The following is a 24,992-nucleotide window of genomic DNA, read 5'->3' as shown; positions in this document are numbered from 1 at the left end:
TGGTGCAGCTTGGCGGTGTTCCAGCAGTTCTTTTGTTTGGCGGTGTCGAGAATCTGGTTGCAAGCATTCGCAAAGCCCTGCAAAGTGCGGTCAATCTCTTGACGCAACTCTTGTGGGACTATCAGCTTGCAACGTACAGAGACAGTCTGGCTCATGGGCCTATTGTAGTTCATCCAGACTTGACCAGCAAACCTATATGGAGGAGGGCTTTCCTCCCGACACCAAGCCTGCGGCTATGGTGCGGGCCTCCAGCCCGAAAATTTGGTGAAGATACCGAGCCCAGCTTGACTCAAGTTGTTTAAGAATAGGTCAAGTACTCGCCCTGTCTGGCGAAAACAAAGGCATCTTTACATAACTTTCATAATCCAGAAGTCTCCGCAGCTCAAAAAGTTCTGTATTCCCACTGAAGAGGTTTCGTAGACCTTCTCCTACAGTTGAATTAAGAGCAGAGACTGCAGGGTTAAAGATTATGGATGGCATTGGCGAGTTTGAGTTTAAGGTGCAAATCTTAGCCCGTTGCATGGGATCCGCCCTGGGTCTGGGCCGTCCTACTCGTATTCAGATTCACTATTCCAACTCCAATTCCCAGAACGCAGTTAGAGCCAAGGAAGGTTGGTCTGGATCCCGCTTAGGCGATCAAATCCCTTCTCCTAATGCCGAAGGTGAAAGAGGATCTCAAGGTCAAGTGTTAGCCTGTGTTGCCTGAAGAATCTTTTGAGAATCGGTCTGTGGTAGGTCAGGAGATCTTCGATTGCGGCAATCCAACATTTGATTGAAGATTGAGATAGAGCTTTTTGTAGTTTTTCCTGCTGTTCTTCTTTGCTTTTTACAGAGACTTGTTCTTAAGATTGAAAACCCAACTTTGATAACTCTTCGATGCCTTTTGTCTTGTAGAGTCTTGTGAGTCAGCCGGTTCTTTGTTTTTGTTGAGGGGTACTTTGTCCGGCTGGCGCGATAAGAGGTTGCGCTCTTCTTCGTTGTCTCCTTGCCTCTGGGGATATAAGCTAGAACTTCGTCCCACCGACGCAATCGGAAGGTGACTTGGGGCGTATGAACTTGTGCCCAACAGGCTCCGGAGGGTTATGGAACGAGCAACGCAACGGTGGCACGGTTTTCTGCTGCGCGATTTTCCCATCAAGGCTTGGTGGCAGGGAAGCCTTTTGGGTCGTCTATTGGGATCCCTGCAAAGTTGGGGGAAGAGCAGCATATTGGTTCAAACTTCCGACCGGATTGGCCTGGGGCTAGTGCTGCTCTACTGGATTTTCTCTGCGCAAAGCTCCACCGGCATCCTGGGCCTGATTTTGCTGGCTATGGCCGCTCTGGTGGGCCTGTGCGCTTTGGTGGAAACGCCGATTGGGCTGCCGCTGCATCTGCCCCTGGGCCTTTTCTGGGGAATTGCCACCTTGGCAACGATTCTCTCTCCGGTTGCCTACGCAGCACGGGATGGCTGGCTGAAGTTGACTCTCTACCTGGCTGGTTATCTGTTGTTGCATCGTCTGCTGCGCAAACCCCAATTCCGAGATGGGATCGTTGGATCCCTGCTTTTGGTCAGCTTGGTGATGGGGGTCTACGGCCTGCGGCAATACTTTTATGGGGCAGCAGAACTGGCCACCTGGGTGGATCCGGAGTCGGGCTTGGCAGGTCTGACGCGGGTGTACAGCTATCTGCGCAACCCAAATCTGTACGGGGGCTACTTGATCCCGGTCATTCCTCTAGGGCTGGCCGCCACTTGGATTTGGCCCAGTTGGGGAGCGAAACTCCTGGCCGGGTTTACGACGGCGGTGAACCTGATTTGCCTGTTGCTCACCTACAGTCGCGGTGCCTGGATTGGGGGGCTGGCCATGCTCACCCTGATGGTCGTGCTGTTGGCACAGTGGCATTCTGTCGATTTGCCAGCCCGCTGGCGGCGTTGGGCCTTGCCGGCCCTGTTGGGCGGAGGGGGGGCTGCTCTGTTGCTCGGGATCCTGACGGTACGCTCCCTGCGGCTGCGGGTGCAGAGCCTTTTTTGGGGGCGGTTGGATACCAGCAACAACTTTCGCCTCAATGTCTGGGCGGCGGTGCTGGAGATGATCCGCGACTTTCCCATCTTGGGGATCGGCCCCGGCAATGTTGCCTTTAACCGCGTCTATCCCCTCTACCAACGAGGCAACTTCAGCGCCCTTGGAGCCTATTCGGTGCCGCTGCAGCTCACCGTAGAGACTGGCTTCATCGGATCTTTAACTTTCGCCTGGTTCCTCTTGGTGCTCTGGGATCACGGCTGGAGATGCTGGAAAACTTTGCTCAACTTGCGGGATCCCCAGGGTCTATGGGTGGCAGCAGGCTTGGCCGCTTGCACCGGCATGATGGCCCACGGCTTGGTGGATACCATCTGGTATCGTCCCCAGGTACAAATGCTGTGGTGGCTTGCGGTAGCGCTCATTACAGCCAGCTTGGCCTCTCTTAGCCCTCAGCCGCTTACAGATGCTGGTGAGACGCCAGTGGGGACTTCCTCCCGTTAAGGTAGCTTAAGCTTGACCTTCCAGTCTTGACGGGAGCCAACCCAGAGTGGTAAGCATCTTCAGTAGGAGATAAAAAATGTATCCGTTTTTACAATTCACAGGTGTTGGTAGTGTTAGAAATTAGCGGAACTGTTCAGGGTGCAGGAGGCAGATGAAAAAAATCGAGGCCGTAATCCGGCCATTCAAGTTGGATGAGGTCAAAATTGCTTTGGTCAATGCCGGGATTGTCGGCATGACCGTAAGTGAAGTACGGGGTTTTGGCCGGCAAAAGGGACAAACCGAGCGTTACCGGGGATCCGAGTACACGGTAGAGTTCCTACAAAAGCTGAAAGTGGAGATCGTGGTCGAAGATGACCTGGTGGATACGGTGGTGGAGAAGCTGATTGCAGCGGCTCGCACCGGCGAAATTGGGGACGGCAAGATTTTCATCAGCCCCGTCGAAAAAACCATCCGCATCCGCACTGGCGAGCTCAACCAAGATGCCCTATGAGAAGGGATCACGTTCAGGGTTTGGGTTGCCCGGCCTGAGCCTCGTGTGAGTTTGCTTCATGTCTCTTTTGCTGTATATCTGATGAGGTGTTCTTGCCCTACTTTTCGGGTAATGTGTTGCGAGAAGTACTGTCACTTTAGGTGAGTCGAAAAGCATGAGTACGACAATGATCCAAAAGCTCAAGAGCCAGGTGCCCCAGTGGCTTTGGCGACCGGCCAAGTGGAGTCTGACTGCCGCTCTAATGGCTGCGCTGGTTTTTCTATTCGGCCAGGGAACTGCCTTTGCTCAAGAGGCCGAGGAAGTTCAGAAACACGCTGACGTTGTTTGGACGATCGTGTCGGCGGCCTTGGTGTTCTTCATGCAGGCAGGGTTCGCCATGGTGGAGACGGGCTTTACCCGCGCCAAGAATGCCGCCAACATCATGATGAAGAACTTGATGGACTTCTGCATGGGCTGTTGCGCCTTCTGGTTCATCGGGTTTGGCCTCATGTTCGGCAAAAGTGCTGGCTTCTTCGGCACTGACTGGTTTGCTTTTGGCTGGCAGCAGGCTTACGAGGCAGATGGCTGGCCCTTTACTTTCTTTGTCTTCCAGATGGTGTTTGCCGCTACCGCCGCCACCATTGTTTCCGGAGCGATGGCAGAGCGCACTAAGTTCTTGGCCTACTTGATCTACTCCATCGTTATTTCTGGGCTAATCTACCCCATCTCTGGGGGTTGGGCCTGGAACGGGCTGTTCGGCGACTACAACGGCGGCACAGCCGGCTGGCTGGAAAATCTGGGCTACATTGATTTCGCTGGATCGGGGGTGGTGCATTTGGTAGGGGGCGCTGCGGCCTTGGCAGGTGCGATCGCGCTTGGCCCTCGCATTGGCAAGTACGGCCCTAATGGAGAGCCGCGGGCGATCCCTGGCCACAACCTGCCGCTGGGGATGTTGGGGGTGTTTATCCTCGCCTTGGGCTGGATCGGGTTTAATGCCGGTTCCACCACTGCAGCCTCTGTCGATATTGGCTGGATTGCCATGAATACGCTGCTGGCAGCTTCGGCTGGAGCAATTGGGGCGATGTTCACCTCTTGGGTTCATTTTGGCAAGCCGGATATGACCTTTGTCGCCAACGGGGTGCTGGCGGGCTTGGTGGGCATCACTGCCCCTTGCAATACAGTTCATCCGCTGGGGGCCTTGATCATTGGCTCGGTGGCCGGAATCCTCGTGGTGCTCTCCGCGGTGATTTTGGATACGGCGCTGAAAATTGATGACCCAGTGGGCGCGGTTTCCGTGCATGGCACCTGTGGTATCTGGGGGGTGTTGGCAGCAGGGATCCCTTGGTTTGCTCACGCCAATTCAGAGGTTACCTGGGCACAGTTCGGCGTGCAGGTGGTAGGCGCTCTCGCTCTCTTCTTCTGGCCCTTCATCACCTGTCTAATCCTGTTTTTAATCCTCAAGGTAACTGTTGGCTTGCGCGTCAGCGCCGAGGAAGAGATTGCCGGTTTGGATGTGGGCGAGCACGGCAACATAGCCTACCCTGACTTCGTTACTGCTGCCACCGAGGTGGAGGGAGCTTGAGCTGTTGCGCTCGGTTCGACGGGAGGCTGTCGGATCTGAGCGACACGGGACTGAAAATCAAGAGAGGGGGTCAGGTCTGGCCCTCTCTTTTGTGGCTTGTTGACCTCAAGCAGTACACTGGGATCCGGTTGAATGCGCTTTTGGATCCCATGCACCTTCTGATCCCGGCGGCTGGCAGCGGCAAGCGAATGGGAGCTGCGGTCAATAAGCTGTTGCTGCCGCTCTTGGGTCAGCCGATTTTGGCTTGGACGTTGCAGGCTGCGGATCGAGCCAGCTCCATCGAGTGGATCGGCATTCTCTCCCAACCCGGCGATTGGCCAGCCATCGAGCAGATCCTGGCGGCAATGGATCTGTCCACGCCGGTGCAGCTTTTACAAGGGGGGGCGACGCGGCAGGAGTCGGTTTACAGGGGGGTTGAGTATCTCTATAACCTGGGAACAGTAGAGCGGGTGTTGATCCACGATGGGGCCCGCTGCCTAGCTACCCCTAAGTTGTTCGATCGCTGTAGTGCTGCTTTGCAGCAGGTGGATGGTCTCATCGCGGGGATCCCTGTCAAGGACACGATTAAAGTCGCTGAGGCAGGCCCAAAAGGGATCCAAATTCAGTCAACCCCAGAACGCAGCCGGCTGTGGGCAGCGCAAACGCCGCAGGGGTTTCGCCTGTCGATGCTATGGCAAGCCCATCGGGAGGCTCTGGCCCAGGGTTGGCAGGTAACCGATGATGCAGCCCTATTCGAGAAGCTGGGTTGGCCAGTCTACATCGTCGAAGGGGAGGAATCCAATCTGAAGCTAACCACCCCCCTGGATGTGTTGCTGGCCGCACAAATCCTGCAGCAGCGTCTCGGACCAGCGCGTTAGCTCAATTCAATCCCGGTAGGGCCAGTCTCAACCTTGGGAATTAAAAGTAGGGAGGAAGAAATCTAGGTTCACTAAGAGCACTTTGATCACCCCATCTCTTGTGGTCCGTTGGAAATGAAAATGATAAGTCTGGCTGTTTAGAATCTAATGCACCCAAGACACCTGAAACCAAGCAAAAGATGAGATTAATGCACTTTTCACTTTCTTCATAAACTTGCCGTTCTGAGAACCGAACTACAACCCAGCCTCTATCCGCTAGATAAGCATCACGCTTACTTTGCTTAGGATCATTCACAGTACGGGCTGGCCTACACAGATTACCTTCAAGAAACCATGGCTCATCAATTTCAATGTCAATGAGTAAAACGAGTGATCTTTTTCCATCTCTAGATACCTGCATTGCGATATCAGGGGTATAGCACCGGACACTAGACTGCTCTATGCACCAGCACCAGTTGCCCATGCCGATTGCAGCTTGCCCATCAAAGGCTGGGGTAGCTCGGGTAGATTTGGCCTAACAGGGCGTTCCGGCATTCGAGGTAGTTCAGGTTCCGTTGGGCGCTCCGGCATCTGTGGCAGCTCAGGCTCCGGCGGGCAAGGTGGGAGATCTGGCCCCCTCAAGAGGAGAGCATGCCTCTAACCCCCAAAACCCTGAACTTTGCTGAATTTACTGAGCTTTAGGCGGTTTGGCAAAAGTCATTGAGAGGGATATAGTAGACCAAGTTTCCCCCTGATCCTTGAGTCCACCGCAACGGTTGCCGGGAAGTGAAGGGGGAAAGCGCTCGGGGGGTATTCCTCAGGGCTTTGCGGGATACCGCCTTCCTGCTCAGAGATAGGCAGGATGCGATCGCTTCTTTCCTGAACCATGTTCAGGAGAGTTCAGCGTGAATGTATCAGCAGGATGATCCACAATGATTGAGGAAACCTTACGCCGGAGGTTTGTTATGGCCCGTACCCCCTCAACCATGCTGCCTTTGGGCACCCCAGCCCCTGACTTCAGCCTGCCGGATGTGGTGAGCGGCCAAACCATCTCCCTCTCCACCTTTGCCGACAAGCCGGCCCTGCTGGTGATGTTCATCTGCCAGCACTGTCCCTATGTGAAGCACGTGCAAGAGGAGCTGGCCCGCCTTGGCAGAGATTACAAGGATCGCGGCGTCGGCATTGTAGCCATCAGCGCCAACGATGTGGAGAAATACCCGGATGACAGCCCAGAGAACTTGAAGAAGATGGCCGAGACCTTGGGCTTTACCTTCCCCTTCTGCTACGACGAAACCCAAGAGGTGGCCAAAGCCTTCACCGCCGCCTGCACCCCCGACTTTTTCTTGTTCGACGCGGATCGCAAGTTGGTCTATCGGGGTCAACTGGACGACAGTCGTCCCAGCCTGACCGATGTGCCGGTGACGGGCAAAGATTTGCGGGCGGCGCTGGATAACCTTCTGGCCGGCAAGCCCATCGATCCCGACCAAAAGCCCAGCCTGGGCTGCAACATCAAGTGGAAACCTGGCAATGAGCCTGCTTATTTCGCTGGGTAGATCCCGCTTTTTTGAATCGCGGCCAGGGCCTGTCGATGCAAGCTGGGGTTGGCTGCCGCCAGCACTTCTCCGGTGGAGGTGCGGGTTAAGGGATCCCCTCGCCAATCGGTAATCACGCCACCGGATCCCTCAATCACCGGCACAAGGGCAGCAAAATCGTAGAGGGCAAGGCCACACTCCATCACCAGATCCACACAGCCGCTGGCCAGCAGGCCGTACTGGTAGCCATCGCCCCCATAGGAGGTAATGTGAACTGCTTGGCTGAGCCCCTGGAAGCACCGTTGTTGGTCGGGTTGGGTGAACAAATCAGGGGTGGTACAGCTCAAGTAGGCGCGGCTGAGGTCGGTATTGGCCTTGGCTCGGACGGCTTGCCGGTGGGAGGGGGTTATCCATTGAGTGGGCTGTCCCCGTACCCCCAGCCAGCGTTCGCGCAACACCGGCTGATCGATGATGCCCAAAATGGGGCGGTCTTCTTCCAAGAGGGCAATCAGAGTAGCAAAGGTGGGCTTGCCGGTGGAAAAGGCGATGGTGCCATCCAAGGGATCCAGAACCCAGGTATAGAGGGATCCCGTCTGGTGAAAACCAAACTCTTCGCCAAGGATGCTGTGTTCTGGCACTTGGGCCATCAGCAAAGCCCGCATAGCTCGCTCTGCCTCCCGGTCGGCCACCGTCACAATTGGGGAGCGGGCCTCTTTGTATTCGGCTTGCAGTTCTCCGCGAAACAGGGGGCGAATCACCGCTCCGGCAGCATCGGCCAGGGCCTGGGCCAGTTCAATCCACTCTGCCTTGACCACCTTTTGCCCACCCCATCTGCCCCTTCCCTTTCTTAGCATAGGGAAAAATTTCCTCTCGGTTTATGCGGTCTGGCTTGCTCTTAACTCCTCTGGAATGGCTTTGGACGGCGATTGGGGTCCTCCTGACCATTTTGGGCACCCTAACCCATTTGAGTTTTCCGCCCGGGCTGCCTGGGTTGGGGGGATACAGCTTCTCGCTGCAAATCGGGGGCGTGTTGCTGACGGCTTGTTTGGCGGGGCCGGTGGCAGCGGTGTGCGCCCAGATCGTCTATCTGGGGCTGGGGCTGGCAGGGCTACAGGTGTTTGCCCAAGGGGGAGGATGGCAGTACCTGTACCAGCCCGCCTTTGGCTACTTGCTGGGGTTTTTGCCGGGAGCTTGGGCCTGCGGGACGATCGCCTTTCGGCAACGGGATCCCTATCCACCCCCTTCTCCTCTGGCCCGCCAACGTGCTGTCGATGGGAAGCGGTGGGCAGAAGGGATCCCTGACTCCCCGGTGGGCCTCCAAGAGTTGGGATCCGGCAGCTTGGTGGCTTTGGCCTTGGTTCACCTGACCGGGATTCTCTACCTTTTGGCCACGCAACCCTGGAATGGGGAGTTGCTGAGGTTGATAGGGCTTTACTCCGGCTATACTCTGCCGGGACAGATCATCGTGGCCAGCTTTGTTGCGGTGATAGCGTTGCTGTTGCGGCGCTTGCTGCTGCTCTGAAGCGGAGGAACCAACTGTGCGCAAAGGCCCATGCAGATTTGGGTCGGGGCGCATCTTTTCTCAGGCTGTGGAGGCAGAAAGTAGCTTAGAGCCGTGCTAACGGCAGTCCCTGAGGGGAGTGTAGATTCTAGTCAGGTCTTGTAAGGATTGACGGGTTTTCGTGAGGAACTGAGGGATGCAACGGACTGCTCTCACCCTTTTGGCCACTGGCCTTTTGGCCACTGGCCTGGCTGCCTGTGGAAATGGCGGCAGCTCAGGGGGCTCGATCCTGCCCCCACCCCAAGGCCCAACGGTTTCGTTTATCAATGCGCCCACCTCGGTGCGGGTGGGCACCTCCACGCCGGCTTTCACGGTGCAGGTGAGTGTGCCCGGCGGTGCTCGTCCAACGCAGTTCCTCGAGCTGGAAACTTTCAACCCCAGTGGCGTGCGCGTGCAAAGGGAATTCTTCAGCCCACAGCAGGCCGGCTGTAACCCTGGGGCCACCTTTTGTAGCTTCAGTACCGATTTCCGCGTTGCCCTCGGGGATCCCATCGGCGTTTGGCAGTTCCGGATTACCGCGTTTGACCAACAGAATCGCTCCGGATCCCAAACACTGCTGATTACAGCCTTCCAGTAGGCAAGCAGAGTTGCCGGTTTTGGGGTGAGGCCACTCACTCTAGAGGGGAATGCCCACCAGCGGGCCGAAGTCCGAACAAGGACTGAATCTTGCTCACCGCTGCGGCTTTCTTCCTGCTTCCACAACCCCTAACCAGCAGCAGCTTGCGTCGCCGCACCGCCGGAGGGATCTCCACAGGCGTCAATTTCCCCAGGGCTAGCGTTCCGCGCCGCCGGTGCGACCGGCAGAGTTCCACAAAAATAGGGCCGGAGGCATGCCCCCTCAAGCTATGAGCCGGTTATCACTTGGGTTCGCAAGCTGCCCAAGGCGGGATCCCCTACTCCAGGTCTCGACGGTTGGGGTTGCGGGAGGGGTCGTTGCTCAAAAAACCAAACACAAAAAGCCCCACAAAAAAGATGACAACCGCGTAAACAGAGATTTTCAGTAACAGCATAGTTTCAGCAACCCGTTTCCGACTGAGTGAACTGATGAAGCGATAAGGCAATCGTAAAACAAGGGTGAACCACCCCAGAGAGGGGATCCCGTCAAACCTGAGACCCCGCAAAACTTCTTCACAACATCATACCTCTCAGAGGGCCTTTTTCCCGCAAATGGCCCCAGTCTCCCCCCGAGAGATCCTTTCATCCCATCCTCAGAAAAGGCTGCAAAGCCCGGCATGTCGGGGATCCCCGGCAAGAGCAGAGATTGTTAAGAAATATGCTGGGCTGGAAACAAAGATTGCCGCTCCTCAGCGGCGGCAGCGCTCGCGGGCGACCGGGACATAGGAAGATAGGATTTGTGGCTTTGCCGGGTCTTGCCGGACGTGTGTTGGATTTGCCCATGCCTTTTGATCGGTTAGGTGACTTAGAGGCTCTGGATGGGCGGTCGGAAACTCAGCCGCAAACTGCGTCGGGGATCTATCGGCCTCAGGAGTTGCCGCTTTCCGATGGGATCCCAGCTTTTCTGCACCACTGGCCCCAGGGATCCCCTTGTGGAAGGGTGTTGCTTTTGCACGGCAAAGGGGATCACGGCGGCGGGTTTTGCCCTTTGGCCGGCGAGTTGGCTGCTCAAGGGTGGGAGGTTTTGGCTCCCGACATGCGGGGATTTGGTCGCTCCGGCGGGATCCGCTGCTGGATCGACCGCTTCAGCCAATATCAAGCCGATCTGGAGAGGATCACGCAGCAGATTTGGCCGCAGAAAGGGATCCCGCAGATCTGGTGTGGGTATAGCGCGGGGGCCAACTGGGTTACGGAATATGCCCTTGCCCATCCCGGCCAGGTGCAGGGCCTGATCCTCATCTCTCCCGCTTTTCGCATCGACCACTATTTCACCCCTTTGGCCCACGCCCTTCTGCAAGTTTTGGACAGGGTTATTCCCCAGTTGGCCTTGACCGGCCTCTACGAGCCGGCGCGGGTGACTTCCCTACCCGAGCAGCAAGCCGCCTTTGCGGCGGATCCCTACATGTGCGGTGTGACGCGGGCCAGATTTACAGCCGAACTGGTGCGCAGTGGACAGCGCTGCCTTGATCAAGCCCATCGGCTCCGCCTGCCGGTTTTGCTGCTTTACACCTCCGCCGATATCGTCGTCAATCCTGCGGGAGCTGTGGATTTTGCCCGTCGGCTGCCCCAGGGAGAAATCCACGATTTTCCCCAGTCCCGCCACGATCTTTTGCACGACTGCCAAGCGGAAGCGGTAAAAGAGACCCTTCGCCGCTGGCTGGCCCGGCATTTCCCCTCTGCCCCGGATGTCGCCTCTCGCCGGACGACCAACTCAGCCCCTACCGACCTCATGGCAAAATAGAAACGCCCTCTTTCCCCCTGCTCTCATGAGCCAAGACCTGATCTACCGTCCCCGTCGGCTGCGGCGCACAGAGGCCTTCCGCCAGATGGTGCAGGAAACCCACCTGCGGGTGCAGGATCTGATCTATCCCCTGTTTGTCATGGAGGGGGAGAACCAGCGGCAGGAAGTGGAGTCGATGCCCGGCTGCTACCGCTACACCCTAGACCTGCTGCTAAAGGAGGTGGAAGAAGCCGCTCAACTGGGGATCCCGGCGGTGGCCCTGTTCCCGGTGGTGCCGGAAGAGAAAAAGGATCCCACCGGGCAGGAGTGCTTCAACCCAGAGGGCTTGATCCAGCGGGCGGTGCGGCGGATTAAACAGGAAATTCCCGAGATTTTGGTGGTAACCGATGTGGCCTTGGATCCCTACAACAGCGATGGCCACGATGGCATCGTGCGGGATGGGGTGATCCTCAACGACGAGACGGTGGAAGTTTTGGTCAAGCAAGCCCTCTCCCAAGCAGAGGCGGGAACGGATATTGTGGCCCCCTCGGACATGATGGACGGTCGTGTCGGTGCCATTCGGGAGGCCCTGGATGACCAAGGCTACACCGATGTGGCGATCCTGGCCTACTCCGCCAAATATGCCTCTGCCTTCTACGGCCCCTTCCGCGATGCCCTGGGATCCGCGCCCAAATCGGGAGACAAGAAAAGCTATCAAATGGATCCCGCCAATGCTCGGGAAGCCATCAAGGAAGTGGAGCTGGACGAAGCCGAGGGGGCGGACATGGTGATGGTGAAGCCGGCCCTGGCCTACCTGGACATCATCTACCGAGTCAAGGAATCAACGGATCTGCCCGTGGCCGCTTACAACGTCAGCGGCGAGTACGCCATGATCAAAGCCGCCGAACAAAAGGGCTGGATCGACGGCAAAAAAGTGATGATGGAATCGCTGCTGGCCATGAAGCGGGCCGGTGCCGATATCATCCTCACCTACTTTGCCAAAGAGGTGGCCCTGCTTCTCAAACAAGCCTAGGCAGAGGCAGCCTACGGCCTGGCAGACGGCTGGGTGGACTGCCCGATCCAGGAAGGGTGGGTGTTCTTCTCGTCGTCCGCCACCCAGGTACTGGGATCCACCAAACGCACCTGAATTTGATTGCGTGGCACCCGATTCAGCCGTTCCTTGATCAGGGCCTCCTGCTGCAAGGGATCCATACCTCGATCCACCCCCTCCTGCAGCCGAGAAATCCGAGTGGACAAGACCTCGATATGCCGCTCCAGAACCTGGAGCCGGTGGTGCTGAGCCAACTGCACCGGCAAGAGGCGATACAAACCACTGAGGGCAGCCGCCGTAAACAAGACATTCACCCCGATGTGACAGGCCATCTCCCAGACTGGAGGCTCGTGGCCAGGTTCTTGCCGTCCGCGCCGGCGGGAGCGCTGGACAGGGATCGTCCGCCGACCGGAAATTGGGAGAGAGGAGGGAAACCCTGCCCGAACCAGGGATCCCTGCCCTTGGGAGCGATGCACTCGTGGAGCAACAGAGATGTCCAGCCGAGGCCCAGCAACCTGCTCTGCACGCACAGACACGTGGCGAGCCGGGGTACGGGAAGAAGACTTGGGTGTCACGGGTGAAGGGAAGAAAATAGGGGGACGATGAACCACCTCTGCTGCCAAGAAGCGCAGCTAGGGCCTATTGAAGCCGATTTTTCCAGGTGTGTCAGGCTTTGCCGCAAAACATTTTTATTCTTGGGCTTTCTTGGGCTCTGCCACTTCGCCAAGCTCAGCAAACGGATGGCGGGATCCCAGGCAATGGCCAACGCGGGGCAGGAAACGCGCTAGGCTAGAGGTTCGAATAGCGGAAAGGCTCTGCACCGTTCAAAGGACAAGGGCGGCACAGGGCTTGTGCAGATGCAAGTCGGATCCACATCATGCGCATTGTCATCACGGGTGGAAGTGGTTTTATCGGGCGTCGCTTGGTGGCCCGTCTGCTGGAGCAAGGGGATCAGGTTTTGGTCTTGACCCGCCGCCTGGAGCAGGCCCGCCGCATTTTGGGGGAATCCCCCAACCTCAAGCTGCTGCCCTACGATCCCTACCAACCGCAAGCCTGGGCAGCCGCCCTGGAAGGGTACGAGGGGATTGTCAACTTGGCCGGAGAGCCTTTGGCTTCTTCTCGCTGGACAGAGACCAAGAAAAAAGAAATCCGTCGTAGCCGTGTGGAAACCACCCAGGCCCTTGTCCAAGCCCTCGCCTCCCTCAACCAAAAGCCCCAGGTGATGATCAGCAGCTCGGCGGTGGGTTACTACGGATCCCATCCGGCAGGAGAACCCTTAACAGAGACGGATCCCCCGGCCCAAGATTTTCTGGCAGAAGTCTGTCAAGCTTGGGAAGCTGCCGCCCGGCCGGTTGAGGAATTGGGGATCCGTTTGGCCATCCTGCGCACGGGGATTGTGTTGGGTCCGGATGGAGGAGCGCTGGGGCAGATGCTGGCCCCCTTTCAGTTCTTTATCGGCGGAACGATCGGCTCCGGCAAACAATGGCTGTCTTGGATCCACCGCGAGGATTGGGTGAGCTTGGTCTGCTTCCTGCTGGAGCAGGGATCCGGAGTGTTCAACGCCACCGCTCCCAACCCGGTGCAGATGGAAGAGTTTTGCCGAACCTTAGGCCAGGTCTTGGGTCGCCCCTCTTGGTTGCCTGTGCCGGAGCTGGCGTTGGAACTGCTGTTGGGCGAGGCAGCTCAAGTGGTTTTGACGGGGCAGAAAGTGATCCCGCAAGCGGCTTTGCAGATGGGCTTTACCTTCCAGTACCCACAACTGAAAGAGGCATTACGACAGATCCTCCTGATACATTTACGCTGAACACTGCTGAACATCACTGTTCAACTATGCAGCGATAGCATTCTGTTTGTTTCCAAACAGAATGGCGGTATCCCGCAAAGCTTTGAGTAGAATACCCAAAGCGCAGTTTCCGTGTCGTCTTACTACCAATTTTCTGCTTTGCTTTGGCTACCATGTTGGCAGACTCGAAAGTAAACAGAAAGATCAACTGGTAGTAATCCGTACTGAACATATTATACATTATTTTCAGTATAGTTGAGCTTATCATTGACTAGAGTCATGCTCCCCCGCTGACTTCTCTCTACGCCAATTATTCTTCCGTGAAATCGGCTTCCACCACCCCTGAAGCAGAGCTGGGATCAGGGCTGGCAGCCGCAGTGGGTGCCGGAGCCGGTCGCGATGCCTGGGGCACTTGCACAATTTGGGGAGTAAAGATGAATAGGTTGTACACCGTGTTGCGGCGGATGTTGTCCATCATCTCCAGGAACAGCTCGTAGCCCTCGTTCTTGTACTCGATCAGGGGATCCTTCTGACCGTAGCCTCGCAGGCCCACAGCTTCCCGCAGCGCCTCCATCTGCTGCAGGTGTTCCCGCCAGAGGGTGTCCACCTGTTGCAACAGGAAAAAGCGCTCTGCCTTGCGCATCAAACCGGGCTCAAAGGTATCCAGAAAAGCCTCTTTGGCCTCATAGGCCAGTTCTGCCTGCTTGATCAGGTAGTCCAAGATCTGCTCGTAGGAGAGATCCTGCAGGTCTTCAACCTTGAGGTTTTGCTTCAGGAGCGGCACAAACTCCTGCATCTTGGCGGTCAGCTTGTCAATTTCCCACTCTTCCGGGGGCAGCTCTGGGTTGACATGCGCTCGCACGATCTCGCCAACGGTTTTGCGCACATAGTCGAGGATCTTGGTCTTGAGGTTTTCCCCCTCCAAGATGCGCCGCCGCTCTGAGTAGATGGCCCGCCGCTGATTGTTCATCACCTCGTCATACTCGAACACCTGCTTGCGCATGTCGAAGTAGTACACTTCCACTTTTCTCTGCGCATTCTCCAGGCTGCTGCTGAGCAGCGGGTGCTCGATGGGCATATCCTCCTCCACCCGGAACATGTCCATGAGCTTGGCTACCCGCTCGCCACCGAAAATCTTGAGCAGGTTGTCTTCCAAGCTGAGGAAAAACCGCGAGGAGCCGGGATCCCCTTGTCGCCCGGCGCGGCCCCGCAGCTGGTTGTCGATACGGCGGGATTCATGGCGCTCCGTACCGATCACATGCAGGCCCCCCAGCCTCACCACCTCTTCGTGCTCGGCCTCAGTAATTTTTTCGTACTCGGCTTTGATGCTGTTGTAAACCTCCCGCAGTTGCAAAATTAGCGGATCCTGCACCGGCGCTTTCTCGGAAGCTACTGCGATGAGATCCTCCACCACCAGCTCTGGCAGACGGTTCAGCCCATACTTGGTCACCGCTGCCGCCACCACTTCGTCCAAGGCTTGGCTGGTGCGGGCCGACAGCTCACAGGGGTAAAAATTGGGGGAGACCACCGTCCAGGATTTTTTCGGCTTGGGTGCTGTCCCACCAAATCCCTGGCCACCCCCCCGTCCCACCATCTGAACGGATCCCAAGGGGTTGTCGGCGTCCAATTGAGCCAGCTTGGGCATCAGCCGTTCCCGCAGCTTGAGGCGGGCCATGTACTCCGCATTGCCTCCCAAGATGATGTCCGTGCCTCGACCGGCCATGTTGGTAGCAATGGTTACAGCGCCTTTTCGCCCCGCCTGGGCGATGATCTCCGCCTCCCGCTCCACGTTTTCCGGCTTGGCGTTGAGGAGGTTGTGAGGGATCCCCATTTCCTTGAGCATGGCCGAGAGGCGTTCGGATTTTTCCACGCTGGTGGTGCCCACAAGGACGGGGCGCCCCTGGGCGTGCATGTGGGCAATTTCCTCGGCAACCGCTTGCCACTTGCCCCTTTCGGTCTTGTACACCAAGTCGGGGGCATCTTTGCGGCGGATGGGTCGGTTGGTGGGGATCACCGTAACTTCCAGGTTGTAGGTTTTGCCGAACTCGGCCTCCTCAGTGCGAGCCGTGCCCGTCATGCCGGAAAGCTTGGGATAGAGCAGAAAAAGGTTTTGGTAGGTGATGGTGGCCAGGGTTTGGCTCTCGCTTTGAATCGGCACCCCCTCTTTGGCCTCCACCGCCTGGTGCAGCCCATCAGACCAGCGGCGGCCGGGGAGCACCCGCCCGGTGAACTCGTCCACGATCACCACCTCTTGATTGCGGACGATGTAGTGGACATCCTTGATGAAGAGCTCTTTGGCCTTCACCGCGTTAAAGACAAAGTGCGCCCAGGGATCCTTGGGATCAAACAGGTCAGAGACCCCCAGCAACCGCTCGGCGGCTTCAAACCCCTCGTCGGTAAGGATGACGTTGCGGGCTTTTTCATCCACCTCATAGTGTTCATCTCGGATCAGCTCCCGCGCCACCTGGGCTGCCCGCAGGTATTTTTCGGAGGGGCGAGCCACCTGACCGGAGATGATCAGGGGAGTGCGGGCCTCGTCGATAAGGATTGAGTCCACCTCGTCGATGATGCAGTAGTTAAAGGGCCGTTGCATCACCTCTTTGATATCGGTGGCCATGTTGTCCCGCAGGTAGTCGAAGCCCAGCTCGCTGTTGGTGCAGTAGGTAATGTCGCAGTTGTAGCTGCGGCGCTTTTCTTCGGGTGACATGCCCTCTTGCACTAGACCGACCGTCAGGCCCAAGAAACGATGCACTTGTCCCATCCACTCCGAGTCGCGCCGCGCCAAGTAGCCGTTGACGGTAACGATGTGAACCCCCTTCCCAGTCAGGCCGTTCAAGTAGGCAGGCAGGGTGGCGACCAGGGTTTTCCCCTCGCCGGTTTTCATTTCGGCAATCTGGCCTTCGTGCAGCACCATGCCGCCGATGAGCTGTACGTCGTAATGGCGCAAGTTCAAGACCCGCTTGGCGGCCTCCCGCACCACGGCAAACGCCTCCGGCAAGAGATCGTCCAGAGATTCTCCTCTGTCCAAGCGCTGGCGAAACTCTGTGGTCTTGGCCTTGAGCTCCGCATCCGAAAGAGAGGCGATCTCGATCTCCAGCGAGTTGATCAACTTGACGACAGGACGGTACTGCCGGATCTTCCGATCGTTAGGATCCCCGAGGAGCTTTTGTAGGGTTTGGAGCATGGGCAAGCCTAGGCCAATGAAGGACATTGATTGATTAACGATGCAATTCTACCATTTTAACTTGGCCGGCCAGGGAGAGGTTGGCCTGGATGAGCTGAGAGCAAAACACCAGAGCCATCGGATAGATGAGGAGAGCCGGCAGTTACTTGCAGTCCGCGGCAAGAAAATGTCACTCTAGGGAGGCGAAGGGATCCCGACCAAACCGTACTCTGCCGAGGCTCATGAATTTTTTGGGTGTTGGACTGCCGGAAATGTTGGTCATCTTTGCGGTGGCTCTCTTGGTTTTTGGGCCCCGCAAACTGCCGGAGATTGGTCGCACGCTGGCCAAAACCCTGCGCAGCCTGCAGGATGCTTCCAGAGAGTTCGAGGCGCAACTGAACAAAGAGGCCCAAGAGCTGGAGAAAGCCACCCGCGGGACAACGGCTGCTGCCACTCCCAAGGCTTCCCGAACAGCAGCCGCGGCTGAGCCCAAAGCCGAGTCGGTCGCCACAGCCGATACACCCACCTCAGAGATGGCTCCCCCCCCATCCGCAGCCGACGACGCTCAAACAGCAGACGCTGCCTAACCTATGGCCCGCTTCAACCCCCTTTGCTTCGGCCTGGAAATCACGCGCCTGTTCGAGCAAGGGCAGTCCTACTTTGCTCCTGCTAAGGTGGAGACCTGGCTGCGGCAGCATGGCCAAAACCCGTCTGACTATGAGATCTCGTTTCACCAGGAACTGCCCCCTGCCGGCTCTTCTGCGGCGATGTGGATTCGCATCGACTTGAAGCGTTGGGATGGCCAGCCGGTGGATCCCTGGCTATTGGAAGAGATCAACCGGGTAGATTGAAAACGGCTTGCTCCGCAGTAAAACCCAGCCCTACGGTAAGAAGGTTGAGGCTTTTTGTCCACCTATGCCCAGTGCCACCCTGTTGGTATCTTGCCCTGATCAAAAAGGGCTGGTAGCCAAGCTCTCCAGCTTCATCTACAGCTACGGCGGCAACATCATTCACGCCGATCACCATACGGATCCCGAGGCAGGACTGTTCTTGAGCCGCATCGAGTGGGACTTGGAGGGCTTCCAACTGGAGCGAGGGGAAATTGTCCCCGCCTTTTCGGGTATTGCCCGTGGGATCCAAGCCAACTGGGAACTGCATTTTTCCGACACTCGCCGTCGCATTGCGTTGTGGGCCAGCAAGCAAAGCCACTGCCTTTTGGATCTGATCTGGCGGCAAAGGGCGGGAGAACTGCCCGCCGAGATCCCCTTGATCATCAGCAATCACCCCGACCTGGAATCGGTGGCCCGCTCCTTCGGTATCGATTACTACCACATCCCCGTTTCTCCAGAGGGCAAAGCCGCAGCCGAAGCCCGTCAGCTCGCTCTCCTGCAGGAATATCGAATTGACCTGGTGGTGTTGGCCAAGTACATGCAGGTCTTGAGTGGGTCGCTGCTCCGCCAAGCCCCGCCGATCATCAACATTCACCATTCCACCCTGCCCGCCTTTGCCGGAGCCAACCCCTACCACCGCGCCCATCAACGGGGGGTGAAGATCATCGGCGCGACTGCCCACTATGCCACCGAAGATCTGGACGAAGGGCCGATCATCGAGCAAGACGTGGTGCGGGTCAGTCACCGCGATACCGTTGCCGACCTCGTCCGCAAAGGCCGCGACATGGAACGCCTAGTCCTGGCACGGGCAGTGCGGTATCACCTGGAGAATCGGGTGCTGGTGTACCACAACAAAACGGTGGTGTTTGCGTAAACTACCCGACCCTGACTGCTTCGCAGTACAGAGCGGGCTTAAGGCCTCCGGCCCGCTGGCGCGAACGGTAGCCCTGCAGTTGGCAAGCCAACCACGAACCTCTAGACTGGTTTACAGCAGCCCCCAAAAGCGTAATCACATTCGCACCATTCAAATCCGCATCTCCTTCCCATCCACAGTGCCCACACTTGAACGACTTGCCACTGCGGTAGGACTTGCCCTGCTCAGGGTGGATGTGTAAGCACCGGTGACAGGTCTGCGACGTGTAAGCAGGCGGCACAGGAATCAGAGAAACCCCTGCAGCCCTCGCCTTGTATTCCAGAAACTGCCTCAGTTGGTAGAACGCCCAACTGTTGGCCCTGCGCCGCTCGGCTTTGCTGCGCGGCTGTTGATTGACCTTTTCCCGGATCCCTGTCAGGTCTTCCAGGGCGATAGCGCTGTTGGTAGCTTTTGCCCTAGAGACAATAGCTTTAGAGATGCGATGATTGACCCACGCCTGAAAGCGTCTCTCCTTGCCAGACAGCCGTTGCAGCAGTTGACGGCATCTGCGCCGCGAACTGCGGGTGCCCTTACTGGCTTTGCGTTGGAGTACCGCCCTCAGCTTGGAGTAGTGGTCTCGGATTCGGTTCAACTGCTGTCCATTCCAGTTATCACCCTCTGACGTATGGGCAATATCTGTCCTTCCCAAGTCCACCCCCAGCACTCTACCCGTGCGTTGCGGTGGGGATGGCTCCGCTTCCACACAGATCTGAATAGAGTAGGAGCCATCTTTACGCTTGACCAGAGTGGCAGATTTGGGATTGGAGCCCGCCAGCCGTTCTCTCTGGTAGCGGCCAATCGCCAGCTCAAAGCGCTCCCGACCCTCCACCGTGGTCAGCGACACCGTCCAGTCTTTCTCGCGGAACGAAAAGATACGAGCGTCGTAGGTAGCGAAGCCCCCTTTGAACGCTTTGACGGGGCGGTTTTTCTGTCGGGCAACTTTACGGGCACCGGCCAGCCGTCTGCAGACCTGCTGAGCCAAGTTACTGGACAAGCCGAACCGGGCACGGATTTCGCGGTAGCACAGAGACTGGAGCTTAACGGCGTTGGCGACTTTCTCCGGCGTGTTTTGGTTGACCCAGTTCAACGCCTGCACAAAGGCATCCATTGTCGCATCCAACTTTGCGGCTTGCGACTGGGACGCCTTGAGCTTGCAGGATACGGTCAGGACTTGGGTCATAGTTCTATTGTAACCTCGCATTCCTCCCGGCACTGACCCTACGGGTACAGTGCGGGGCTCCTGCGATTTCTAGCTGACTTGTTGCTTAGGTCTGCTTTGAATCTTGGGTCTTCTTTGAGATTTATAGGATCCCTCAATACTCGAAGGTCATGGGCGGGAAGCGGGAAGGGCGGGATCTGAGCTGGGCGGGTTCAGAGGCAGGAGCGGGATCCCGAAAGGCTTTTGCCTCCTGCTGAAGGTGTTGCATGGCCTGCTCGATTTCCTGAAGTCGCGCGTGGATTTGCCCTTGCCGCTCTCGAATAAACTCTAGCTCTTGGTTGAGCCGCTGCTTTTCGACAGTGAGCTGCTGCATTTCGGCATAGAGGGCGGATTCGGTTTGGCGGCGAGGGATCGAGCGCAGCTTGGGGCGAGGTCGAGTTCGGGGCACACGGGGCAAGCTCATAAGGGGGGATCCCGGAAAACGGCTTGCGCCTATCCTAGCGTGCTCTTGGCGGCCCTTCTATTCCTAGGTAGGATCCATTCGTCCGGTGTGGAAAACAGCGATGGTGGAAACTGGAGCAGACCTGTTGCAACGCTACGGCAGCGGTGAGCGGGACTTCAGCAACAGCCAACTGGCCGGAGCTGATCTGGCCGGGGCCGACTTGGCCGGGATCGACTTGGGGGGATCCATTCTCCGCCAGGCAAAGCTGGCCTCTGCCAACCTGGAGCGGGCCTACCTGAGCGGCGCCGACCTCAGCCAAGCGGATCTGCAGGGATCCAACCTGCGGCTGGCCAACCTAGAGAAAGCCAAGCTGCAGGGATCCCGATTGCAAGGAGCCAACTTGCGTGGGGCCAACCTGGCCGAAGCGGACTTGAGCAAAGCCGATCTCAGCCAAGCGGACCTGGCAGGGGCCAATCTCACCGGGGCCAACTTGAGAGGAGCCCTTCTGGCCCAGTGCAAACTCAAGCTGGCCAACCTGCGAGGGGCTTGCTACGACGCCACCACTCAGATGGAAGCGGGTGTTACACCGGTGGAGCTGGGCATGGTTCAAGCCTAGAGGGGGAAATGGGGCTAGTCCTCCGGCTCCAAGTCCAGGATCTCCTGAATTTCGGCATCGGTATAGCCCACCGCCCGCAACTTCTCCGATACCGTCTGAATCTCCCCTGGAGACAAATCCTGCTGCCGTACCCGATCCCAGAGATTGGCCACAATCTGCAGCAGCAAACCGCTGCTCTCCGCCTCAAACAGCTCAAAAGCCGTGGCTAGCTCAATGGCCTGCAACACCTCCTCGGCACTGCCAATCGGCTGATCGAGGGATCGTTCCTCCAGCTCCACCAGCAACTGGCGCAGTTGGTTCAGGCCATCCCCAAGAGCAGACATACAGCAGGCTCCACAACGGCACTCGAACCCTCACCCTAGCAGACCCCTATCATTCCGCAAAAGGAATCCCGCCAATTCTGCGGCAGCTACAGCTATTCTGATTAAGAGAGCGATTCAACTGCAATCGAGGCGATTGTCGAGTCAGCATAGACAATCAACAACACCCAAACAACACCGAGAGGAGATGCATGAGTATGGCCCCAGTGAACGTCCTGCCCAATACCCCCCAGCCTTTAGCCGATGAGGGTGGCACCACCTTGGACTATGGCAGCGCGGTTTACCGGCAGGCTTACTCTCGCATCAACGGCATTGTGATCGAAGGGGAACAAGAAGCCCACGACAACTACCTCAAGCTGGCCGAGATGTTGCCGGAAGGGGCAGAGGAGCTGCACAAGCTGGCCAAGATGGAATTGCGGCACATGAAAGGCTTTCAATCCTGCGGCAAAAACCTGCAGGTAGAGCCGGATAGGGAGTTTGCCCGCACTTTCTTCGCCCCTTTGCGCAACAATTTCCAAAAAGCGGCAGCAGCCGGAGACCTAGTTACCTGCTTGGTCATTCAGTCGCTGATCATCGAATGCTTTGCCATTGCCGCCTACAACATTTACATCCCCGTCGCCGATGAGTTTGCCCGCAAGATCACCGAGGGGGTGGTCAAGGATGAATATCTGCACCTCAATTTTGGAGAGCGCTGGCTAGGGGAGCATTTTGGCGAGGTCAAAGGGCAGATCGAAGCGGCCAACGCCCAGAACCTGCCCTTGGTCTGGCAGATGCTGCAGCAGGTGGACCAGGATGTAGAAGCCATCTATATGGATCGCGAGGCCATCGTCGAGGATTTTATGATTGCCTATGGAGAGGCGCTGGCCAACATCGGCTTCAGCACCCGCGAGGTGATGCGCCTCTCAGCCCAGGGTTTGCGGGCAGCATGACCCACCTCCATCCTCTGCCGGCGAATTGGGTTTCCGGCCCGGCTGTAGGGATCCCTACCTCTCGTGGGTATGGGCATGTTTTGATGGGATCCGGACGGGATCCATTAGTTATCCAAGCGGGTAAATCTCTATGTTCGGCCTGATTGGGCACTTGACCAGCCTGGCCCATGCGAAGCGGGTGGCAGACAAGCTGGGTTATTCCGAATATGCGGAGAGCGACCTGGAGTTCTGGTGCATGGCTCCCCCTCAGGTGGTGGACGAGATCACGGTAACCAGCATCACCGGCCAAAAGATTTATGGGCAGTACGTCGAATCCTGTTTCTTGCCGGAGATGTTGGCGGGGGGACGGGTGAAGGCAGCTTGTCGGAAAGTGTTGAATGCCATGGCCCTAGCCCAGCGGCGCGGCTTGAACATTACGGCTTTGGGGGGATTTAGCAGCATCATTTTTGAGACTTTTCGCCTCGACAGTCTCCGGCGAGTCCGCAACATTGACTTGGAGATCCAACGCTTTACCACCGGCAATACCCACACGGCCTACATCATCTGTCAGCAACTGCAGTTGGCGGCCCAGCGCTACGCCATGGACTTGGCAGCCGCTACGGTTGCGGTGGTGGGGGCGACCGGAGATATCGGCAGCGCCATTTGTCAATGGTTGGTGGCCCGCACTCACTTGGGCAAATTGTTGCTCATCGCCCGAGAGCGACGGCGTCTGGAGGAATTGCAGGCCAAGCTCAAGCACGGGGAGATCTCTTCGCTGGAAGAGGCCCTGCCCCGCGCTGACTTTATCGTTTGGGTGGCCAGCATGAGCCAAGGCATGGCCCTCGATCCCCAAGTTTTGCCGGATCCCTGTGTCATCATCGACGGTGGCTACCCGAAGAACATCGCCTCCAGCTTGCAGCGAAAGGGACTCTACGTCATTGACGGGGGGATGGTGGAGCACTCTTTGGATATTGAATGGAACATCATGCAGTTTTTGAATGTGGCCAACCCGGCCCGTCAGCTTTTTGCCTGCTTTGCTGAATCCATGCTGCTGGAGTTTGAGGGACTGTACACCAATTTCAGTTGGGGCCGTAATTTGATCACCCTTGAGAAATTGGATCTGATCGGGCAGCTTTCTCGCAAGCATGGGTTCCGCCCCCTCATGCCCGAAGCCTAATTGAGATTCAAAATGAAGAAAGCCTCAGCCCCAGCAGAGGTGCTGGCCCTGGTCAGGTCAATCACCAATCGAGTAAACTACCCGACACCAACCGCTAGGCGGTACGGAGCGGGCTTTTAGTAGCCCTGCAGTTAGCAAGCCAACCACGAGCCTCTGGGGTGGTTTACTGCACCCCCAATCGACCGTTACCAGTGCCTTAAAAAAAACCGTTTCTGGTGCCCGCAGTATTATTATAGCATTCCTCCCAACACTGACTTTATAGGTACAGTGCGGGGCTCCTGCAATTTCTAGCTGAAGACCAAACGCCGAGAGACGGTCGCCATGCCCCAGTCCTTTACAGCCCACCTTTGGCAAGCCATTCAGCCCATCTACAAGCAAATCCTCGATCACCCCTTCAACCGAGAGTTGGCAGCGGGCAGCCTATCGCGGCAGCGGTTCCAGTTTTACTTGCAGCAGGATGCTCTTTATCTCACCGACTTTGCCCGCGCCCTGGCCTTGATTGGAGCTCGTTCCGAAGGGGCTGAGCAGGTGGTGAGTTTCTTGAACTTTGCCCTGGGAGCCATTGTGGCCGAACGCAGCCTGCACGAAAGCTATTTTCGCCTCTACGACATTCAACCCGAAACAGCCTATGCCCCTGCCTGCTTCGCCTATACCCGTTTTTTGTTGGCTGCGGCGGCTGTGGATCCCTATGAGGTGGCCATTGCCGCTGTGCTGCCCTGCTTTTGGATCTACCGAGAGGTGGGATCCACCATCTATCGCACCGCGCAGCCTGACAATCCCTACCAACAGTGGATCGACACCTACGCCGGGGAAGAATTTGCCCAAGTGGTGCAGCAGGCTTTGGACATCACCGACTCCGTCGCTCAGCAGGCTACAGAACCGCTGCGGGAAAAGATGAGGGCAGCTTTTGTCACTGCCTCCCGGTTGGAATGGCTGTTTTGGGACAGTGCCTATCGCCTCGAATCTTGGCAACCTGCCTAATCCTCAGCCGGTCGGGCTGGCTTACCAGACAGCAACTGCTGGGCTTGCGCGAAAACGGCATCCAACATCGGCTCCGTCAGCAGCCGTGTGGCCGTGTTGCGCCGGCTGGGATGGTAAGACGCCAGCAAATAGCGACCCTCTGCCAGGGGAATAACGCAGTTGTGGCCAAAGCGGGGACGGGGCCTGAGAGGTGGCAAGAGCGTCAGAGCGTGTTGGAAGGCAAAATGCCCCAACGTCAGGATCACTCGCACCTGGGTTAGCAGCTCCAGCTCTTGCTTCAGGTAGCGCAGGCAGGTCTTGGCTTCTATGGCGGTGGGGCGGTTCTCCGGGGGCACACAGCGCACCACTGCCGAGATGTAGCAATCCTGCAATTGCAGGCCATCCTCTCGGTGGGTAGAGGTGGGCTGATTGGCAAACCCGGCTCGGTACAGGGCGCGAAACAGCCAGTCCCCGCTGGGATCCCCGGTAAACACGCGCCCAGTGCGATTGCCCCCATGGGCTGCCGGCGCCAACCCGATCACCCACAGCCGCGCCTGCGGATCCCCGAACCCTGGCACCGGTCGGCCCCAGTAGAGCTGGTCGCGAAAACGGGCCACCTTGTAAACTACCCGGCTCCGACCGCTAAGCGGTACGGATAAGCGGTACGGAGCGGGCTTTCAGTAGCCCTGAGCCTGCTCTGCCCTACCAGAGAACAAAACAGGCCCGAACCTCTAGGCTGGTTTACGGCAGCCCCCAAAAGCGCAATCACCTTCGCACCGTTAAAATCCGCATCCCCT

The 24,992-nt window shown here is 57.6% G+C and carries 25 protein-coding genes and 2 pseudogenes; 17 read left to right on the top strand and 10 right to left on the bottom strand.

Features of this window, described 5'->3' with window-relative positions:
* Positions 1 to 155: pseudogene (locus ACVW0B_RS12455) on the bottom strand (RNA-guided endonuclease TnpB family protein); the annotation flags it as partial.
* Between the two features lie 927 nt (positions 156 to 1,082).
* Here ACVW0B_RS12455 and ACVW0B_RS12450 point away from each other — a divergent pair.
* The 5 genes from ACVW0B_RS12450 (at position 1,083) to ACVW0B_RS12430 (ending at position 6,938) form a co-directional block, all read left to right on the top strand.
* A complete protein-coding gene (locus ACVW0B_RS12450) occupies positions 1,083 to 2,498 on the top strand; it encodes an IctB family putative bicarbonate transporter (protein WP_457491827.1) in 1,416 nt (471 codons plus the stop codon).
* 151 nt (positions 2,499 to 2,649) lie between these two features.
* Positions 2,650 to 2,988: a P-II family nitrogen regulator gene (locus tag ACVW0B_RS12445; RefSeq protein WP_011430352.1), complete on the top strand. Its 339-nt coding sequence runs from the start codon at positions 2,650 to 2,652 to the stop codon at positions 2,986 to 2,988.
* Positions 2,989 to 3,142: 154 nt separating this feature from the next.
* A complete protein-coding gene (locus ACVW0B_RS12440; protein ID WP_457403048.1) occupies positions 3,143 to 4,549 on the top strand; it encodes an ammonium transporter in 1,407 nt (468 codons plus the stop codon).
* A 149-nt stretch (positions 4,550 to 4,698) separates the two neighbouring features.
* Positions 4,699 to 5,406, top strand: a complete 708-nt coding sequence (ispD, locus tag ACVW0B_RS12435) for a 2-C-methyl-D-erythritol 4-phosphate cytidylyltransferase (protein WP_414381026.1) — start codon at positions 4,699 to 4,701, stop codon at positions 5,404 to 5,406.
* 944 nt (positions 5,407 to 6,350) lie between these two features.
* On the top strand, positions 6,351 to 6,938 hold the full coding sequence (locus ACVW0B_RS12430; RefSeq protein WP_041437584.1) for a thioredoxin family protein: 588 nt from the start codon (positions 6,351 to 6,353) through the stop codon (positions 6,936 to 6,938).
* On the opposite strand, the gene ACVW0B_RS12425 is transcribed toward ACVW0B_RS12430, so the two are convergent.
* Positions 6,923 to 7,771 (bottom strand): inositol monophosphatase family protein, encoded by an 849-nt coding sequence (locus tag ACVW0B_RS12425; protein WP_011434024.1) that lies wholly within the window; start codon positions 7,769 to 7,771, stop codon positions 6,923 to 6,925. The genes ACVW0B_RS12430 and ACVW0B_RS12425 overlap by 16 nt on opposite strands.
* 23 nt (positions 7,772 to 7,794) lie before the next feature.
* Here ACVW0B_RS12425 and ACVW0B_RS12420 point away from each other — a divergent pair, with 23 nt between their 5' ends.
* A complete protein-coding gene (locus ACVW0B_RS12420) occupies positions 7,795 to 8,439 on the top strand; it encodes a biotin transporter BioY (RefSeq protein WP_414417265.1) in 645 nt (214 codons plus the stop codon).
* Positions 8,440 to 8,614: 175 nt separating this feature from the next.
* Complete coding sequence (locus ACVW0B_RS12415) at positions 8,615 to 9,055, top strand: hypothetical protein (RefSeq protein WP_457491826.1); 441 nt, start codon at positions 8,615 to 8,617, stop codon at positions 9,053 to 9,055.
* Between the two features lie 316 nt (positions 9,056 to 9,371).
* Here ACVW0B_RS12415 and ACVW0B_RS12410 read toward each other — a convergent pair whose 3' ends face one another.
* Positions 9,372 to 9,488 carry a photosystem II reaction center protein I gene (locus ACVW0B_RS12410; protein WP_011434021.1) on the bottom strand — a complete coding sequence of 39 codons (117 nt, stop codon included), beginning with the start codon at positions 9,486 to 9,488 and terminating at the stop codon, positions 9,372 to 9,374.
* 386 nt (positions 9,489 to 9,874) lie between these two features.
* Here ACVW0B_RS12410 and ACVW0B_RS12405 point away from each other — a divergent pair, with 386 nt between their 5' ends.
* Positions 9,875 to 10,834, top strand: a complete 960-nt coding sequence (locus tag ACVW0B_RS12405) for an alpha/beta hydrolase (RefSeq protein WP_457491825.1) — start codon at positions 9,875 to 9,877, stop codon at positions 10,832 to 10,834.
* Between the two features lie 25 nt (positions 10,835 to 10,859).
* The gene (gene hemB / locus ACVW0B_RS12400) at positions 10,860 to 11,846 is read left to right on the top strand and encodes a porphobilinogen synthase (RefSeq protein WP_414344721.1); all 987 of its coding nucleotides are present in this window, start codon (positions 10,860 to 10,862) and stop codon (positions 11,844 to 11,846) included.
* Positions 11,847 to 11,857: 11 nt separating this feature from the next.
* On the opposite strand, the gene ACVW0B_RS12395 is transcribed toward hemB, so the two are convergent.
* Positions 11,858 to 12,400, bottom strand: coding sequence for a slr1601 family putative cell division protein (locus tag ACVW0B_RS12395; RefSeq protein ID WP_457491824.1), 543 nt, complete (start codon positions 12,398 to 12,400; stop codon positions 11,858 to 11,860).
* 341 nt (positions 12,401 to 12,741) lie between these two features.
* Here ACVW0B_RS12395 and thyD point away from each other — a divergent pair, with 341 nt between their 5' ends.
* Positions 12,742 to 13,668 carry a thylakoid membrane protein ThyD gene (thyD, locus tag ACVW0B_RS12390; protein ID WP_011434015.1) on the top strand — a complete coding sequence of 309 codons (927 nt, stop codon included), beginning with the start codon at positions 12,742 to 12,744 and terminating at the stop codon, positions 13,666 to 13,668.
* 289 nt (positions 13,669 to 13,957) lie between these two features.
* Here thyD and secA read toward each other — a convergent pair whose 3' ends face one another.
* Positions 13,958 to 16,831 carry a preprotein translocase subunit SecA gene (gene secA / locus ACVW0B_RS12385; RefSeq protein ID WP_457443060.1) on the bottom strand — a complete coding sequence of 958 codons (2,874 nt, stop codon included), beginning with the start codon at positions 16,829 to 16,831 and terminating at the stop codon, positions 13,958 to 13,960.
* A gap of 251 nt (positions 16,832 to 17,082) precedes the next feature.
* Between secA and ACVW0B_RS12380 the strand changes: the two genes are divergently transcribed.
* From ACVW0B_RS12380 to purU, 3 genes are all read left to right on the top strand, one after another.
* On the top strand, positions 17,083 to 17,397 hold the full coding sequence (locus ACVW0B_RS12380) for a TatA/E family twin arginine-targeting protein translocase (RefSeq protein ID WP_457394579.1): 315 nt from the start codon (positions 17,083 to 17,085) through the stop codon (positions 17,395 to 17,397).
* A 3-nt stretch (positions 17,398 to 17,400) separates the two neighbouring features.
* A complete protein-coding gene (locus ACVW0B_RS12375) occupies positions 17,401 to 17,661 on the top strand; it encodes a hypothetical protein (protein ID WP_414409269.1) in 261 nt (86 codons plus the stop codon).
* A 64-nt stretch (positions 17,662 to 17,725) separates the two neighbouring features.
* The gene (purU, locus tag ACVW0B_RS12370) at positions 17,726 to 18,574 is read left to right on the top strand and encodes a formyltetrahydrofolate deformylase (protein ID WP_457491823.1); all 849 of its coding nucleotides are present in this window, start codon (positions 17,726 to 17,728) and stop codon (positions 18,572 to 18,574) included.
* A 1-nt stretch (position 18,575) separates the two neighbouring features.
* Here the strand turns inward: purU and ACVW0B_RS12365 are convergent, their stop codons facing one another.
* Both ACVW0B_RS12365 and ACVW0B_RS12360 read right to left on the bottom strand, forming a co-directional pair.
* Positions 18,576 to 19,793, bottom strand: a complete 1,218-nt coding sequence (locus ACVW0B_RS12365) for an RNA-guided endonuclease InsQ/TnpB family protein (RefSeq protein WP_457491822.1) — start codon at positions 19,791 to 19,793, stop codon at positions 18,576 to 18,578.
* 133 nt (positions 19,794 to 19,926) lie between these two features.
* Entirely contained in the window at positions 19,927 to 20,235 is a 309-nt protein-coding gene (locus tag ACVW0B_RS12360) for a gas vesicle protein GvpV (protein WP_238376787.1), read from the bottom strand.
* A gap of 100 nt (positions 20,236 to 20,335) precedes the next feature.
* On the opposite strand from ACVW0B_RS12360, the gene ACVW0B_RS12355 reads away from it, so the two are divergent.
* On the top strand, positions 20,336 to 20,830 hold the full coding sequence (locus tag ACVW0B_RS12355) for a pentapeptide repeat-containing protein (RefSeq protein WP_457491821.1): 495 nt from the start codon (positions 20,336 to 20,338) through the stop codon (positions 20,828 to 20,830).
* A gap of 14 nt (positions 20,831 to 20,844) precedes the next feature.
* Here ACVW0B_RS12355 and ACVW0B_RS12350 read toward each other — a convergent pair whose 3' ends face one another.
* Positions 20,845 to 21,153 (bottom strand): hypothetical protein, encoded by a 309-nt coding sequence (locus ACVW0B_RS12350; protein WP_414330858.1) that lies wholly within the window; start codon positions 21,151 to 21,153, stop codon positions 20,845 to 20,847.
* Between the two features lie 194 nt (positions 21,154 to 21,347).
* Between ACVW0B_RS12350 and ACVW0B_RS12345 the strand changes: the two genes are divergently transcribed.
* The 3 genes from ACVW0B_RS12345 (at position 21,348) to tenA (ending at position 24,216) form a co-directional block, all read left to right on the top strand.
* Entirely contained in the window at positions 21,348 to 22,079 is a 732-nt protein-coding gene (locus ACVW0B_RS12345; protein ID WP_041436745.1) for an aldehyde oxygenase (deformylating), read from the top strand.
* Positions 22,080 to 22,209: 130 nt separating this feature from the next.
* A complete protein-coding gene (locus ACVW0B_RS12340) occupies positions 22,210 to 23,235 on the top strand; it encodes a long-chain acyl-[acyl-carrier-protein] reductase (protein ID WP_457491820.1) in 1,026 nt (341 codons plus the stop codon).
* A gap of 321 nt (positions 23,236 to 23,556) precedes the next feature.
* Entirely contained in the window at positions 23,557 to 24,216 is a 660-nt protein-coding gene (tenA, locus tag ACVW0B_RS12335) for a thiaminase II (protein WP_414416477.1), read from the top strand.
* Here the strand turns inward: tenA and ACVW0B_RS12330 are convergent.
* Complete coding sequence (locus ACVW0B_RS12330) at positions 24,213 to 24,812, bottom strand: uracil-DNA glycosylase (protein ID WP_457491819.1); 600 nt, start codon at positions 24,810 to 24,812, stop codon at positions 24,213 to 24,215. The genes tenA and ACVW0B_RS12330 overlap by 4 nt on opposite strands.
* An 8-nt stretch (positions 24,813 to 24,820) precedes the next feature.
* Positions 24,821 to 24,992: pseudogene (locus tag ACVW0B_RS12325) on the bottom strand (RNA-guided endonuclease TnpB family protein); the annotation flags it as partial.

Source organism: Thermostichus sp. MS-CIW-23 (assembly GCF_054059455.1).
The sequence above is the reverse complement of the archived record's forward strand: the minus strand, read 5'-3'. Positions and strand labels throughout refer to the sequence as shown.